Source organism: Bradyrhizobium sp. CSA112, from assembly GCF_029051645.1.
In the GTDB taxonomy this organism is placed as follows: domain Bacteria; phylum Pseudomonadota; class Alphaproteobacteria; order Rhizobiales; family Xanthobacteraceae; genus Bradyrhizobium.
In genome coordinates this window covers 82,193-97,654 of record NZ_JAACFS010000001.1, presented here as the reverse complement: position 1 = coordinate 97,654, position 15,462 = coordinate 82,193, and the positions used below count along the sequence as shown (strand labels likewise).

Annotated in this window: 15 protein-coding genes and 1 pseudogene; 15 read left to right on the top strand and 1 reads right to left on the bottom strand. The window is 64.1% G+C overall.

Features of this window, described 5'->3' with window-relative positions; translation table 11 throughout:
- Positions 1–161 precede the first annotated feature (161 nt).
- The 9 genes and pseudogenes from GWE18_RS00610 (at position 162) to GWE18_RS00570 (ending at position 8,230) form a co-directional block, all read left to right on the top strand.
- Complete coding sequence (locus tag GWE18_RS00610; protein WP_275184629.1) at positions 162–527, top strand: DUF2267 domain-containing protein; 366 nt, start codon at positions 162–164, stop codon at positions 525–527.
- A 54-nt stretch (positions 528–581) separates the two neighbouring features.
- Positions 582–989 (top strand): DUF4332 domain-containing protein, encoded by a 408-nt coding sequence (locus GWE18_RS00605; protein ID WP_275183889.1) that lies wholly within the window; start codon positions 582–584, stop codon positions 987–989.
- Between the two features lie 76 nt (positions 990–1,065).
- The gene (gene folP / locus GWE18_RS00600) at positions 1,066–1,914 is read left to right on the top strand and encodes a dihydropteroate synthase (protein WP_275183888.1); all 849 of its coding nucleotides are present in this window, start codon (positions 1,066–1,068) and stop codon (positions 1,912–1,914) included.
- Positions 1,911–2,282, top strand: coding sequence for a dihydroneopterin aldolase (folB, locus tag GWE18_RS00595; protein WP_275183887.1), 372 nt, complete (start codon positions 1,911–1,913; stop codon positions 2,280–2,282). Before folP ends, folB begins: the two co-directional genes overlap by 4 nt.
- A complete protein-coding gene (gene folK / locus GWE18_RS00590) occupies positions 2,282–2,773 on the top strand; it encodes a 2-amino-4-hydroxy-6-hydroxymethyldihydropteridine diphosphokinase (RefSeq protein ID WP_275183886.1) in 492 nt (163 codons plus the stop codon). Before folB ends, folK begins: the two co-directional genes overlap by 1 nt.
- 93 nt (positions 2,774–2,866) lie before the next feature.
- Positions 2,867–4,735: a methylmalonyl-CoA mutase subunit beta gene (locus GWE18_RS00585; protein WP_275183885.1), complete on the top strand. Its 1,869-nt coding sequence runs from the start codon at positions 2,867–2,869 to the stop codon at positions 4,733–4,735.
- Complete coding sequence (locus tag GWE18_RS00580) at positions 4,732–5,196, top strand: GFA family protein (protein WP_275183884.1); 465 nt, start codon at positions 4,732–4,734, stop codon at positions 5,194–5,196. The genes GWE18_RS00585 and GWE18_RS00580 overlap by 4 nt, the downstream gene beginning before the upstream one ends.
- 42 nt (positions 5,197–5,238) lie before the next feature.
- Positions 5,239–7,398 carry a methylmalonyl-CoA mutase gene (scpA, locus tag GWE18_RS00575; RefSeq protein WP_275183883.1) on the top strand — a complete coding sequence of 720 codons (2,160 nt, stop codon included), beginning with the start codon at positions 5,239–5,241 and terminating at the stop codon, positions 7,396–7,398.
- 71 nt (positions 7,399–7,469) lie between these two features.
- Positions 7,470–8,230, top strand: a pseudogene (locus GWE18_RS00570) (DUF4163 domain-containing protein).
- A gap of 14 nt (positions 8,231–8,244) precedes the next feature.
- Here GWE18_RS00570 and GWE18_RS00565 read toward each other — a convergent pair.
- Positions 8,245–8,712 (bottom strand): SRPBCC family protein, encoded by a 468-nt coding sequence (locus GWE18_RS00565; RefSeq protein WP_275183882.1) that lies wholly within the window; start codon positions 8,710–8,712, stop codon positions 8,245–8,247.
- 219 nt (positions 8,713–8,931) lie between these two features.
- Here GWE18_RS00565 and GWE18_RS00560 point away from each other — a divergent pair, with 219 nt between their 5' ends.
- The 6 genes from GWE18_RS00560 (at position 8,932) to GWE18_RS00535 (ending at position 15,461) form a co-directional block, all read left to right on the top strand.
- Positions 8,932–9,927, top strand: a complete 996-nt coding sequence (locus tag GWE18_RS00560) for a tripartite tricarboxylate transporter substrate binding protein (RefSeq protein ID WP_275183881.1) — start codon at positions 8,932–8,934, stop codon at positions 9,925–9,927.
- 42 nt (positions 9,928–9,969) lie between these two features.
- Positions 9,970–10,455, top strand: a complete 486-nt coding sequence (locus GWE18_RS00555) for a tripartite tricarboxylate transporter TctB family protein (RefSeq protein WP_275183880.1) — start codon at positions 9,970–9,972, stop codon at positions 10,453–10,455.
- A gap of 3 nt (positions 10,456–10,458) precedes the next feature.
- A complete protein-coding gene (locus tag GWE18_RS00550) occupies positions 10,459–11,970 on the top strand; it encodes a tripartite tricarboxylate transporter permease (RefSeq protein ID WP_275183879.1) in 1,512 nt (503 codons plus the stop codon).
- Positions 11,971–12,023: 53 nt separating this feature from the next.
- Positions 12,024–13,016: a methylmalonyl Co-A mutase-associated GTPase MeaB gene (gene meaB, locus GWE18_RS00545; protein WP_275183878.1), complete on the top strand. Its 993-nt coding sequence runs from the start codon at positions 12,024–12,026 to the stop codon at positions 13,014–13,016.
- A gap of 142 nt (positions 13,017–13,158) precedes the next feature.
- Positions 13,159–13,803 carry a pyroglutamyl-peptidase I gene (locus GWE18_RS00540; protein ID WP_275183877.1) on the top strand — a complete coding sequence of 215 codons (645 nt, stop codon included), beginning with the start codon at positions 13,159–13,161 and terminating at the stop codon, positions 13,801–13,803.
- 287 nt (positions 13,804–14,090) lie between these two features.
- Positions 14,091–15,461: a TIGR03808 family TAT-translocated repetitive protein gene (locus tag GWE18_RS00535; RefSeq protein WP_275183876.1), complete on the top strand. Its 1,371-nt coding sequence runs from the start codon at positions 14,091–14,093 to the stop codon at positions 15,459–15,461.
- Position 15,462: the final 1 nt, after the last annotated feature.

The following is a 15,462-nucleotide window of genomic DNA, read 5'->3' as shown; positions in this document are numbered from 1 at the left end:
GTGAATCCGGCATTCACTCTTGCATTGCTGCAACACTCGCGGCGCGATCTAGAACCAAACTCGTCTTGATGTGCGCGGATCGCTTGTATTTCAGATCGCAGGCGCTCAAGATCAAATTGACAAGTAGACGACCCGGTAAAACCGGTTGGGGACGGGGCAATATGGACGAACTGGTAGGACGGCTGGCCTCCAAGGCCGGCATCGATAGCGCTGTCGCTGAAAAAACCGTCGGAATCGTTCTGGGTTTTCTCCGTAACGAGGGGCCGTCCGACAAGGTTCAGGCCCTGATCGACCAAATTCCGGGTGCCGAGGCTGCGATTGCGGCTTCCAGCAGCAATGGTGGATTCTCAAGGCTGATGGGCGGAGGCTTGATGGCGGTCGGCACCAGGCTGATGGCGCTTGGTCTGGGCATGAGCGAGATTCAAAACGTGGCGCGTGAACTTTTCAGGTTCGGCCGCGACAAAATCGGAGCGGATCAAATGGGCGAAATCATTTCGGGGACACCGGGTCTCAGCCAGTTCGCGTAAAGCGCATCTCTTCTGAGCACATTCGGCCTGAGCACATTTTTTTCATTGAGTATCATGACATATCCCCTCTCCGAGATCGAAGGCTTGACCGCCTACTCTGCCTCGAAGCTGAAATCGCAGGGCATTCGCACCACGGAAGCGCTGCTGGAAGCCGCCCGCACGGTCAAGGGGCGCAAGGCGCTCGCGGCGAAGACCGGCATCAGCGAGCAGCAACTGCTCGAATGGGCCAATTTTTCCGACTACATGCGCATTCCCGGGATGGGCAAGGCCAAGGTGGGCCTGGTGCGCGCGGCCGGTGTCACCACGGTACGCGAACTTGCCCACCGCAACCCTGCGCGCTTGGCCCAGAACATGAAAGACGTGAACACAAAGCGCAAACTCGTCCGGGTTTTGCCCTCGGAAAGATCGGTCGAGCAACTGATCGAGCAGGCACGCAAGCTTCCGCCGATGATCAGCTACTGAAGCCGGTCAGGCCGGCCCGCGGGCGGGCGGCTCTCAACGCCTTGACTCGGCGGCACGGACCGCGCAAAGCGACCGCATGATCGCAGCCAAGCCCAGCCCCACCGCCGCGACCGGTCATCCGGTGCTGCCTGCGCTGCTGTCCAGGCCCTATCCGGCGGTGATGGGCGTCCTCAATGTGACACCCGATTCATTCTCCGACGGCGGGCAATTCACCGCGCCCGAGCGCGCGCTGGCCCAGGCCCGGCGGATGATCGCCGAGGGCGCCGACATCATCGACGTCGGTGCGGAGTCCACCCGGCCCTACGGCTCGGAACCGATCTCAGCGGAAGAAGAATTGAAGCGCCTGCAGCCGGTGCTGCCTGATATCGTTGCGCTCGGCATTCCCGTGTCGATCGACAGCATGAAATCGGCCGTCGTCGCCTGGGCGCTCGATCAGGGCGCCGCCATCACCAACGATGTCTGGGGCCTGCAGCGCGATTCCGGCATCGCTGGCCTCGTCGCCGAGCGCGGCGTGCCCGTCATCGTCATGCACAACCGGGAGCGCGCCGATCCCGCAATCGACATTATGCAGGACATCGCCGATTTCTTTGCGCGGTCGCTCGACATCGCAGCGAAGGTTGGAATTTCATCCGACAAGATCGTGCTCGACCCAGGCATTGGCTTCGGCAAGACGCCCGAGCAGAGCTTGACCGCGCTGGCTCGGCTCGGCGAGTTGCAGTCGTTCGGACTGCCACTCTTGGTCGGCGCCTCGCGCAAGCGTTTCATCAGCACGGTGACGCCGTCGGAGCCGCATCAGCGGCTCGGCGGCTCGATTGCCGCGCATCTGCTGGCGGCCCAGAATGGGGCGCGGATCATCCGGGCGCACGACGTCGCCGAAACCGTACAGGCGCTGCGCGTGGCCGCTGCAATCAGGGAACAGGGATGAGCGATACGATCTTCATCGCCGGCCTCGTAACCCATGCCCGCCACGGCGTGATGGAGCACGAGACCAAAGTCGGGCAACGGTTCGTGATCGATCTCGAACTCTCCATCGACCTGTCGGAATCCTCGCACTCTGATCGGCTGTCCGACACCGTTTCTTATGCCAGCGTGGTCGAGACCGCGACCGCTGCGTTCACGAACGCTAATTACAAGCTCCTGGAGCGCGCGGCGGGCGCCGTTTCGGACGCGATCTTCGCGGCGTTCCCGCGCGTCCGTGCGGTCAAGGTTACGGTCCACAAGCCGCATGCGCCGATTGCCGAGATCTTCGAGGATGTCGGCGTGGTGCTGATGCGCAATCGGCCATCGCCCTGATGGCAAGTGTGCTGATAGCGCTTGGCGGCAATGTCGGCGACGTCCGCGCGACATTCCGCAAAGCCATCAGCAATATCTGCGGCATGACGCAGGCCGCCCTGCTCGCGCGTTCCTCTGACTACACCACTCCGCCCTGGGGCGAGGAAGACCAGGCGCCGTTCACCAACGCCTGCATCGAGATCGACACCAGCCTCGATCCGCATGCGCTGCTGTTTACGCTGCACAAGATCGAGAAGAAGTTCGGCCGCGACCGCGCCCATGAGACACGCTGGGGCCCGCGCACCCTCGACCTCGACCTGATCGCCTATGACGATGTCAGGCTCGACAAGCCGGAACTGACGCTGCCGCATCCGCGCCTTTTCGAACGCGCCTTCGTGCTGGTGCCACTGGCCGAAATCGCGCCCGATCGTATCATTGCGGGACGCCGCGTTCGCGAGGCGCTGGCGCAGCTTTCAACCGAGGGTATCCAGCGGTTGCCTGACCTCGATTGACCCTGAAAGTCCCCAAAACAACCGTTTGGCTTGGCGGCCGCCCCGTGGCAATTTCCGGCCAAACCAAGAGACGACCAGGGAATAATGGGCCGGATGACCAATACTGACGAGCTGACATTGGGCGCGGAATTTCCGCAGGCGACCTTTGAGGACTGGCGTAAGCTGGTCGACGGGGTGCTGAAGGGCGCGCCGTTCGAGAAACTAGTCAGCAAGACGTCCGATGAATTGAGGATCGATCCGATCTATCGCCGCGCGAAAGGCGCCGCGCCGGTCGCCGGCCGTGCCGCGGCTGCGCCCTGGCAGATCATGCAGCGGATCGATCATCCCGATGCGAAGGCGGCCAACGCGCAGGCGCTGCACGATCTGGAGAACGGGGCAACGGGGCTGACACTTGTGTTCGCCGGCGCCAATGGCGCGCACGGGTTTGGTCTGGATCCTTCGGCGGATGCGATCGCGCAGATTCTCGACGGCATCTATCTCGATGCCGGCATCGGCATCGAACTTCAGATCGGGCCGCAGTCGCGAATGGCGGCCGTTCACGTCGCCGAGTACATCAAGGGCAAAGGCATTGATCCCGCGGCCTGTGACATCCGCTTCGGCCTCGATCCGCTCGGCTCCTGTGCGGTGTGGGGCTCCAGTCCCTATAGCTGGGAGGAGATCGCGACCGCGGTCACCAGCGCGATCAAGGGCCTCGCCGCGATGGGCTTCAAGGGTCCGCTCGCCGTTGCCGATGGACGGGTCATCCACGATGCCGGCGGATCGGAAGTCCAGGAACTGGCGTTTGTGCTGGCTTGCGGCGTTGCCTATCTGCGCGCGATCGAGCAGTCAGGCCTCGCGCTCGAAGACGTACAGGGCATGGTGTATGCGCGGCTCAGCGCCGACGCGGACCAGTTCCTGACGCTGGCGAAGTTCCGGGCGCTGCGGCTGCTCTGGGCGCGGATCGAACAGGCCTGCGGCCTGACGCCCAAGCCGCTGGTCGTCGCGGCGGATACGGCCTGGCGCATGCTGACGCAGCGCGACGCTAACGTGAACATGCTGCGCGCGACGATGGCGACCTTCTCCGCGGGTCTCGGCGGCGCCAACGCCATCACGGTCTTGCCGCACACGCTGGCGTTGGGATTGCCCGATCCCTTCGCGCGTCGCATCGCGCGCAATACGCAACTGGTGCTCCTGGAAGAGTCCAACCTCGCAAAAGTCTCAGATCCCGCGGCCGGTTCCGGCGGCATCGAAACGTTGACCCAGCAGCTCTGCGAAGCCGCATGGTCGCTGTTCCAGGAGATCGAAAAGGCCGGCGGCATCTTCGCCGCACTCGAGCAGAGTCTGATCCAAAAAAAGGTCGCCGCGACGCGGGCCGTGCGCGAGGCCAATATCGCCAAGCGCAAGGATGTGCTGACGGGCGCGAGCGAATTCCCGAACCTGCATGAGGCTGAGATCGCCGTCCTTGACGAGGTACCCGTCGTGTTGCCGCCCTATGGCGAGGCGAAATTCAAATTCGATCCGCTGGCGCCGCTCCGGCTGGCCACGCCCTTCGAAGCGCTCCGCGACAAATCGGACGAAAAGCTCAAGACGTCAGGCGCGCGGCCAAAAATCTTCCTCGCCAATCTCGGCACGCCCGCCGACTTCACCGCACGCGCCACCTTTGCCAAGAGTTTTTTCGAGACCGGCGGCATCGAGGCAATCGATATGCAAGGATTTGCCGACCCTGCGGCGCTGGCCACAGCGTTCAAGACGTCAGGGGCTGCGATCGCCTGCCTGTGCTCGTCCGGCAAGGTCTATGCGGAACACGCGGCGGCGGCCGCAAAGGCCCTTCAAGCCGCCGGCGCCAAGCATATCTATCTGGCAGGGCGGCCCGGCGAGCAGGAGGCCGCGCTACGCTCGGCCGGCGTCGGCGATTTCATCTTTGCCGGCGGCGATGCGCTGGCGGTGCTGCAGGAAGCCTGGCGGCGGATGGAGGGAACATGACATCGGACAGAAAGGCTATTCTGACCGGCGGCTGTCAGTGCGGCGCGGTACGCTTCGCCGTATACGCGACCCCGGTGAAAATAGGGCTGTGTCATTGCCGGATGTGCCAGAAAGCGGTTGGCGGTCCATTCATATCGCTCGCCGAGGTCAAGCATGAGGATTTTGCGTGGACACACGGCAAACCGGCAACCTTCCGCTCGTCATCGATCGCCGAGCGCGATTTCTGTGCTGCCTGCGGAACACCACTCAGCTATCGGGCGATCGGCGTTGACGTGATTGAGCTCACTACCGGCAGCTTCGACCGGCCGGACCTCGTCGTTCCGACCTATGCCACGGGCACCGAGTCCCATTTGGCTTGGGTCGGCAGGATTGCCTGTCTACCTGGTCGAAGCACGCTTGAAGCTGTGGGCGCCGAAACGCTTAACCGCATCGTCAGCCACCAGCATCCGGACCATGATTAGGGGTTACGCTCCCCGACAATCACATGTGCTACAATGGGTACCATGAGCCGCATACCGAACTTCGCAGATATCGCCTTTGAAGCCACCGCGCCCGCGCAGCCCACGGGCAGCGCCGAGCCTTGGCTGACGCCCGAGGGCATCCCGGTAAAGCCCGGCTACAGCGAAGCCGATCTCGAAGGCATCGATTTCCTGGAAACCTGGCCGGGTGTCGCGCCTTATCTGCGCGGCCCCTACCCGACCATGTATGTCAACCAGCCCTGGACGATCAGGCAGTATGCCGGCTTCTCCACGGCGGAAGATTCCAACGCGTTCTACCGCCGCAACCTCGCCGCCGGCCAGAAAGGCCTTTCGGTCGCATTCGACCTCGCCACCCACCGCGGTTACGATTCAGATCATCCGCGCGTCTCCGGCGACGTCGGCATGGCCGGCGTGGCGATCGATTCCATCTACGACATGCGCACGCTGTTTGCGGGCATTCCGCTCGACCGGATGAGCGTGTCGATGACCATGAACGGCGCGGTGCTGCCGATCCTCGCGCTGTTCGTCGCCGCCGCCGAGGAACAGGGCGTTCCGCCGGAAAAACTGTCGGGCACCATTCAGAACGACATTCTGAAAGAGTTCATGGTGCGCAACACCTACATCTATCCGCCGGCGCACTCGATGCGGATCATCTCCGACATTTTTGCGTACACTTCGCAAAAAATGCCGAAGTACAATTCGATCTCGATCTCCGGCTATCACATGCAGGAAGCTGGCGCGACGCAGGACCTCGAACTCGCCTATACGCTGGCCGACGGCGTCGAATACTTACGCGCCGGGCTTGCCGCGGGCCTCGACGTCGACCGCTTTGCGCCGCGGCTGTCGTTCTTCTGGGCGATCGGCATGAACTTCTTCATGGAAGTCGCCAAGATGCGCGCGGCGCGGCTGTTGTGGGCGAAGCTGCTGACCCAGTTCAACCCGAAGGATCCGCGCTCGCTGTCACTGCGGACCCATTGCCAGACTTCGGGCTGGTCGCTGACTGCGCAGGACGTCTTCAACAATGTGATGCGCACCACGATCGAGGCGATGGCGGCGACCCAAGGCCACACCCAATCGCTGCACACCAACGCGCTCGACGAAGCCTTGGCGCTGCCGACGGATTTTTCGGCCCGCATCGCGCGCAACACGCAATTGTTCCTGCAGCAGGAAAGCGGCACCAACCGCATCATCGATCCCTGGGGCGGCTCCTATTATGTCGAGCGGCTGACCCGCGATCTCGCGGTCAAGGCGTGGGGACATATCCAGGAAGTCGAGGCGCTCGGCGGCATGGCCAAGGCGATCGAAGCCGGCGTGCCGAAGCTGCGCATCGAGGAAGCCTCCGCCAAGACACAGGCCCGCATCGATGCCGGCAAGCAGGCCGTGATCGGTGTCAACAAGTACAAGCCGGTCGACGAGGCCGCGATCGACGTGCTCAAGGTCGAAAACTCCACCGTGCGGCGGCTGCAGATCGACAAGCTGAAGCGGCTGCGCTCCGAGCGCGACCAGAAGGAAGTCGATCAGGCGCTTGCAGCGCTGACGCGCAGCGCCGGCGAAGGCAACGGCAATCTGCTGGCGCTGGCGATTGATGCTGCGCGCGCGAAAGCAACCGTCGGCGAAATTTCGGACGCAATGGAGAAAGTGTTCGGGCGTCACCGCGCCGAAATCAAATCCATCACCGGCGTCTACAAGCGGGAGGCGTCCGCCATGTCCAACCGGGTCGAAAAAGTGCAGGCGCTGATCGATGCGTTCGAGAACGCCGAGGGCCGCCGGCCCCGCATCCTCGTCGCCAAGATCGGCCAGGACGGTCACGACCGCGGCCAGAAGGTGATTGCATCCGCCTTTGCCGATGTCGGCTTCGACGTCGATATCGGGCCGCTGTTTGCCACCGCCGACGAAGCGGCGCGGCAGGCGGTGGAGAACGACGTCCATATCCTCGGCGTATCATCACTGGCGGCAGCCCACCTTACGGCTGTGCCGGAACTAAAGGCGGCGCTTAAGAAGCACGGCCGCGAGGACATCATGATCATTATCGGCGGTGTGGTGCCGCCGCGGGATTATGACGCCCTCTACAAGGCCGGCGCCGAAGCGATCTTCCCGCCCGGCACCGTGATCGCGGATGCCGCCGAGGAACTGATCCACAAGCTGAACGCCCGCCTTGGCCACAGCAGTGAGGCAGCGGAGTAGGTCTCCGGCGGCCAGTCATTTCCAAAGGATCGTCCTTGCGCAGCATCGCATTCGTTACACTTGCCCGGACAATTGGTTTTGCGGGCGCGGTCGCATGCAGTGCAGCACTTGGTGTAGCGTTGGCCGCCGAGCCCAAGCCGGACTTTTCCATCAAGACCAAATGGGTCGAGGCCAGCGTCACCCTCGACACGACGATCAAGGCCGATCCGGCGCTGGCGGCGAACTGCCTGGCGGAGGGAAAAGCCTGGGCGCAGAAGAACCGCGCCGATGCCGACAAGGAACGCAAGCAGGATCCGGACCTGTTCCGCAACGCATGGTCGTTTGAACGGAAATACGAGACGCGCTCGGTGGTCGACGGCCGCTATGTCAGCATCGTCAGGTCCGACTACGAATATACTGGCGGCGCGCACCCCAACTCTTCGTCCGACACGATCCTGTGGGACAAGTCAGCGGGCAAACGCATCAGCATCCGCCCGTTCTTCACTGAAACGGCTGACAACGGCCCGACGCTGAAAGCGATGCGGCAAGGCGTCATTGCATCTCTCGAGGCCGAGAAAAGAAGCGCGGCGCGGAAGGCTCTGACGCCAGCACCATCGAAGGCATCGAGCCAAAACTTCTCAGGATCGGTCCGGTCTCGCTGGCGCCATCGACCGCGGAAGGCAAGAGCTCCGGCCTGACCTTTCACTACGCGCCTTACGCGGTCGGCTCCTATGCCGAAGGCGAGTACATCGCCTTCGTGCCGTGGGAGGCGTTGAAGCCGTATCTGACGCCGGAAGGCGTCAAAATTTTCGGCGGTGCGCGACCGAGGGACGACGAAGACCGGCCGCAATAGCGGCTGCGCTTTGACTAAGCGCTCCGGCCCAGCGCCCGCTCGAGCGAATGCGTCCAGTCCGGGATCCATGACTGGAACAGCGTCTGCCAGCGATCGGCATCCTGCGGCGCGGCATCGAGCTGCACCTTCCATTCGATAAAAGTCCGGTTGCCTTCGACGACCGGCAGCAGATGCATCGTCCCCTCGTAGCGCGTCGGCGCGGGCGAATCTGCCGTCGCCTCGGCCGGAAACGGCAGCGGATCGATGCCCGCATAGGTCAGCATATGCGCCTGGTCGGAATGGCCGGCCAGCCGCTGCCGGATCCAGTTGCCGAGGTAGCAGAAGCGCCTGATGGCGCCGACTTCGTCGCCGCCCTTGTTGTCCTCGATCACGCTTTCGCTGACGCCATCGATATAGGCCGGGTAGTTGTTGAAATCGCGGATCAGGGCCCACACGGTTTCCAGGGGATGGTTCAGCACGGTGCTGTAGTAGGCTGTCGTCATGGTTCTCTCCGCAATCGATCGCGGCACGCTGACTGGCCGCACATGGAATACCTATTTCGGGTAGCCTGATCGCCGCCACCCGATTTCCGGATGCGGCGAGATGCCCACCGGCGACAATCTTCCTCTTGCGCCAATGCCTTGCGAGCACAACGCAAAGCCGCCTAGAATGTCTGATCACAAGAGCGTCCGGCGTCACGGACGCCGCAGGGAGGACCACCAATGTCCAAAAAGATCACGCGCCGCGCCTTTGCGGCTTCATCCGCTGCTGCCGCCGCTGTCGCGGGCTTTGGTTTTAAGCCGGCTCTGGCGCAGGCCTATCCGGCACGGCCGGTGACCGTGATCGTGCCCTGGGGTGCCGGCGGCGGCACCGACGCGACCGCGCGCATTGTTGCGGCGCTGTTGGAAAAAGACCTCGGCCAGCCGTTCAACGTGGTCAACCGCACCGGTGGTTCCGGCGTGGTCGGCCATTCGGCGATCGCGACCGCACAGCCCGACGGCTACACCATCGGCATGCTGACGGTGGAAATCTCGATGATGCACTGGCAGGGGCTCACCGAACTGGCGCCGAAGAGCTACACACCGCTCGCGCTGATGAACGAGGATCCGCCCGGCATCCAGGTCAGTTCCACATCGCCCTACAAGACCGTGAAAGAGCTCGCCGACGCCATCAAGGCCGCGCCTGCCGGCAAGTTCAAGGCCTCCGGCACCGGCCAGGGCGGCATCTGGCATCTGGCGCTGGTAGGCTGGATGCAGGCGATGGGACTTGCGCCAAACCACGTGGCATGGGTGCCGTCGAACGGCGCCGCCCCCGCGATGCAGGATCTCGCGGCCGGTGGCCTCGACCTTACCACCTGCTCGGTGCCGGAAGCCCGCGCGATCATCGAGGCCGGCAAGGCGCGCAGCCTCGCCGTCATGGCTACGGCGCGCAATCCGGCATTCCCCGATGTGCCGACGCTGAAGGAAGCCATAGGCATCGACTATTCGACCGGCGCGTGGCGCGGCATTGCCGGTCCCAAAGGCCTGCCAGCTGATGTCGCGACCAAGCTCACGGCGTCGCTGAAGAAGGTCTACGACTCCAAGGAGTTCAAGGACTTCATGAGCAATCGCGGCTTCGGAACGGTGTGGGGCGATGCGGCCCAATTCGCAGCCTTTATGGACAAGGGCGACGCCCAGATGGGCGTGGCGATGAAGGCCGCCGGCCTGTCGAAGGCCTGATCTTCATCGGCTGACCTCGTCCGATATCTGCGGAGCCAGTTCATGCGTCTTCCCGATCGCGTCACGGGATTGTTCCTCGTTGGTCTCGGCGCGGCTGCCGCCTATGGCGGATGGCAGTTGCCGCCGGTGCCCGGCCAGCCGGTCGGGCCGAACGTCTTTCCGCTCGTGATCGGAACGGGCCTCGCGCTATGCGGGCTCGCGATTGCATTGGGGATCGGCCGCAGCTTTGAAGAGGAAGAACACCTCATTCCGGTCGAGGGCGGCCAGCCGCCGCCGCCGACCAGCAAGCTCTATGGTCTGCGCGCCCTGCTCCCGCCGGCGTTGCTGCTGCTTTACGTCGCGGTCGCCGAGCGGCTCGGCTTCATCCTCACGGCGGCGATGATCGTCTACGTGACCTCGACCGCGCTCGGCGCCCGCTGGAAGGTTGCGTTGCCGCTCGCGCTGCTGGCGCCGATCGGCATCCACCTGATTTTCTCGAAATTGCTGCGCGTGCCGCTGCCGCCCGGCGTTTTGCCGATGCCCTGGTGATCGATGCTCAACACCCTTGCCCAAGCGTTTGCGCTCATTACCACCTGGGAAGTCATCGTCGCGATGCTCGCGGCATCGGTCTATGGCCTCGTCATCGGATCGCTGCCCGGGCTATCAGCGACCATGGCGACCGCGCTATTGGTCCCCGTCACCTTTTATCTGTCGCCGATCGCCGCGGTCGCCACCATCGTCGCGGCATCCACGATGGCGATCTTCGCCGGTGACATCCCGGGCGCGCTGCTCCGCATCCCAGGTACCCCCGCCTCGGCGGCCTACGCGGACGAAGCCTATGCCATGACCCGCAAGGGCGAGGCTGAACTTGCGCTCGGCGCCGGCGTTTGGTTCTCCGCCGTCGGCGGCATCGCGGGCACCCTCTCGCTGATGATTCTGGCGCCACCGCTCGCCGAGATCGCGCTGTCGTTCTCGACCTTCGAATATTTCTGGCTCGCGTTCCTCGGCCTGATGTGCGCCACGCTGGTCGCACGCTCTTCTCCGGTGAAGGCGATCGCGAGCATGTTCATCGGCCTGCTCGTCGCCTGCATCGGTATCGAAAATCCCGGTGGAGTGCCGCGCTTCACCTTCGGCATGACCAATTTGTTCGGCGGCATAGAACCGATCCCGGCGCTGGTCGGTGTCTTCGCCGTGGCGCAGGTGATGCGCGCGATGCTGACGCCGGAACCGCCGCCGATCCCGCGGCGGAAATTCGGAAGCATACTGGCGGGCCAGTGGAAGCTCACCAAAAAATACAACTGGCAGATGACGCGCGGGAACATCATCGGCATCATCATCGGCGTGCTGCCTGGTGCCGGCGCCGACATGGCCGCCTGGGTCAGTTACGCCATGTCAAAACGCTTCTCGAAGGAGCCCGAGAAGTTCGGAACCGGCCATGTCGAGGGCCTGGTCGAAGCCGGCGCCAGCAACAACGCCAGCATCGCCTCAGGCTGGGTGCCCTCGCTGCTGTTCGGCATCCCCGGCGACACCATCGCAGCGATCGCGATCGGCGTGCTCTACATGAAGGGCCTCAATCCCGGCCCGACGCTGTTCACCGAAAAAGCGTCGAGCATGTATGCGATCTACCTGATGTTCATCATCGCCAACATCATCATGATCCCGCTCGGCATCGTCATGATTCGCCTTGCGAGCTACGTGCTGCGCGCGCCGCGTTCCACCGTGATGCCGGTAATCATGCTGTGCTGCGCGGTCGGCTCCTTTGCCATCGGCAACAACATATTCGGCGTCGTTATCGTCGCGACCTTCGGGGTTATCGGCTATGTGATGGAGGAGAACGGCTATCCGGTCGCCGCGATGGTGCTCGGCATCGTGATGGGCACCATGATCGAGCAGAGCTTCGTCACCTCGCTGATCAAATCCGACGGCAGCGTATTCCCGTTCTTCGAGCGTCCGATCGCCGCGATCCTGGCCGCCTTGGCGATCGGCGCGCTGATCTGGCCGGTGCTGGTCTGGGTGTGGCGGCGGCTCAAGCGCGCGCATGCCCCGGCCACGTCGGCCGGCTGACGGGACCGCGCAGGCCCCCTCGCCTGCACGGCACGGCCGTTGTAAACCATGGCATGACCCTGCCGAAGAATGTTCCTCCCGATTTCAAGAAGCTTGCCAAGGATCTCCGCGCCGGCCAGCGTGCGGCGCTGGCGCGGGCGATCACGCTGATCGAAAGCCGGCGCGGCGATCATCAGGCGGCTGCCCGCGATCTGGTGCAAGCGCTGCTATCAGACACCGGCAAGGCAGTCCGTGTCGGCATCACCGGCTCGCCCGGGGTCGGCAAATCCACCACTATCGATGCGCTCGGCATGTTCCTGATCGAGCGCGGCCACAAGGTCGCGGTGCTGGCGGTGGACCCCTCTTCGGCACGCACCGGCGGCTCGATCCTCGGTGACAAGACGCGGATGGCGCGGCTGGCGAATTCGGAAGCCGCCTTCATCCGACCCTCGCCCTCGTCCGGTACACTTGGTGGGGTCGCCGCAAAAACCCGCGAGGCGATGCTGCTGTGCGAGGCGGCCGGATTCGACGTGGTGCTGGTGGAGACCGTCGGCATCGGCCAGTCCGAAACCGCGGTCTGCGACATGACCGATTTCTTCCTTGCGTTGATGCTGCCCGGCGCCGGCGACGAACTGCAGGGCATCAAGAAGGGGCTGGTCGAGCTCGCCGACATGGTCGCGATCAACAAGGCCGATGGCGACAACGTCAAGCGCGCCAACCTGGCGGCGGCCGAATATCGCTCCGCGCTGCATATTCTGAGCGCCCGCTCGCAGCATTGGCATCCGCCGGTCCTGACCTATTCGGCGTTGACCGGCACCGGCATGGACGCGCTATGGCAGAAGATCCTCGATCACCGCACCGCCATGAACGCCTCTGGCGAGTTCGCCGCGCGGCGGCGTGAGCAGCAGGTGAAATGGATGTGGTCGATGCTGGAGCAGCGCATGATGGCGCGGCTGCGCGCCGATGCCGCGATCCGCGCCAAGGTGAAGAAGACCGAGGCTGAGGTCGCCGACGGCCGCATCACGCCGGCCGTCGCCGCGGAGCAGATAGCGGAGATGCTGCGCTAGGTTGGCTCGATACGATGTTTGTGTCATCGTCCGCGAAGGCGGACGATCCAGTATTCCACAGTTGTCAGTTGGGATCACACGTATGTCGGTGTTTACTGGATGCCCGCCTTCGCGGGCATGACGAGAGGAGAAGCTGATTCATTTGAGCGAAAAACTTCGCATTCTCGTCACCGGCTTCGGCCCGTTTCCCGGTGCGCCCCACAATCCCACGCAGTCGCTGGTGGTTCGCCTGACGCGGCTGCGACGTCCTGCCTTCGCCGAGGTCGAACTGTCCAGCCACATCTTTCCCGTGACCTACAAGGCGGTCGATCGCGAATTGCCGGTCGCGCTGGCACAGCACAAACCGCACGCGCTCCTGATGTTCGGCCTCGCCGGCCGCACCGGATATCTCCGGGTCGAGACCCGCGCCCGCAACGCCGTCACCATGCTGTGGCCGGACGCGGCTCAGACACGTTCCCACAAGGGATCGATCGCCGACGGTGCTGATTCGCAGAAGTTCGGCCCGCATACCGCAAAGCTGCTGCGTGCAGCCAGGGGCACCGGCCTCGATGCCCGCGCCTCGCGCGACGCAGGAAGCTATCTCTGCAACTACCTGAGCTGGCGCGCGATCGAAGCGGTCGATACCGACAACGGTCCCCGCCTCGCCGCCTTCGTCCACATCCCGCCGCTCGCGCGCGGCGGCGCTGTCAGGCGCAAGGGCTTTCCGCGCATCACGCTGGACGAGCTGGTCGACGCCGGCGAAGCGATGCTGCTGGAAATGGTAAGGCTGACGCGAAGGGCAGCGTAGCTTCGCTGGCTCACCGGTGTCAGACCTCATCCTGAGGAGCCGCGCAGCGGCGTCTCGAAGGATGAATGGCACCAGCCGGGCCTCGTGGTTCGAGACGACGCTACGCGCCTCCTCACCATGAGGGTTTAATGATTGCTTCGGAGCGCAGTTCGTCATCCTACCCAACATTAACCCTACCCCAAACAATCGCCGCCCTTCTTCCCGGTCTTCACCATGCCCGGCCGCATTTTCGCGATACCTATGAAGGCGCTGACGCAGCGATCTGCATTGCGCGAGGGCCATTCACCATGGACATGAACCGCCGCCACCTCATTGGAGCATCCGCCGCCGGTATGGCCGGCGCGCTCGCAATGTCGCCGGAGCCCGCCCGCGCGGCGCCGCCCGCTTCCGCGCTTGGGCGCGACGTCACGCAATATGGCGTGCGTCCGGGCAGCCCGGACGATCAGACCGCGAAACTGCAGCGCGCGATCGACGAGGCTGCGCGCGCGCAAGTGCCGCTGGCGCTGCCGCCGGGGGTCTACCGCACCGGCATGCTGCGCCTTTCGAACGGCACCCAACTGGTCGGCGTGCGCGGCGCGACCAAGCTCGTATTCACTGGCGGCGCATCGATGCTGCAGGGCGAAAGCGCCAACAGCATCGACCTGACCGGTATCATCTTCGACGGCGGCAATATTGCATTGCCGACGCGCCGCGGGCTCGTGCACTGCCTCGGCGGTCGCGACGTCCGCATCGCCGACTGCGAAATATCAGGCAGCGGCGGCAACGGCATCTGGCTGGAGCAAGTCTCGGGCGACATCTCCGGCAACATCTTCACGAAGATCGCGACTACCGCGGTTGTGTCCTTCGACGCCAGGGGCCTGATCGTGTCGCGCAACACCATCATCGATACCAATGACAACGGCATCGAGATCCTCCGCACGTCGATCGGTGACGACGGCACGCTGGTTCTCGACAACCGCATCGAGGACATCAAGGCCGGGCCCGGCGGCTCCGGGCAGTATGGCAACGCCATCAACGCCTACCGCGCCGGCAATGTGATCGTGCGCGGCAACCGCATCAAGAATTGCGATTACTCGGCGGTGCGCGGCAATTCGGCCTCGAACATCCAGATCACGGGCAACAGCGTCAGCAACGTCCGCGAGGTCGCGCTCTATTCGGAATTCGCGTTCGAAGCCGCCGTAATCGCCAACAACACCGTCGACGGCGCCGCCGTCGGCGTCTCCGTCTGCAATTTCAACGAAGGCGGCCGCATCGCCGTGGTCCAGGGCAACATCATCCGCAATCTGCTGCCGAAACGGCCGATCGGTACCGCGCCCGACGACGACGCCGGTATCGGCATCTATGTCGAGGCGGACTCGACGGTGTCAGGCAACGTGATCGAAAACGCGCCCTCATTCGGCATCATTGCCGGCTGGGGCAAATATCTCCGCAACGTCGCCATCACGGGCAATGTCATCCGCAACGCCTTTGTCGGTGTCGGAGTATCGGTGGTGCCCGGCGCCGGCACGGCGCTGGTCAACAACAACATGATTTCGGAAACCCCGCGCGGCGCCGTGGTCGGCCTCGATCACGCCCGCACCATCACGACCGATCTGTCAGCCGAAGGCGCCCAGCGCTACGCGCAGGTGGTGGTCGGAGGCAACGCGGTGCGGCGTTAGT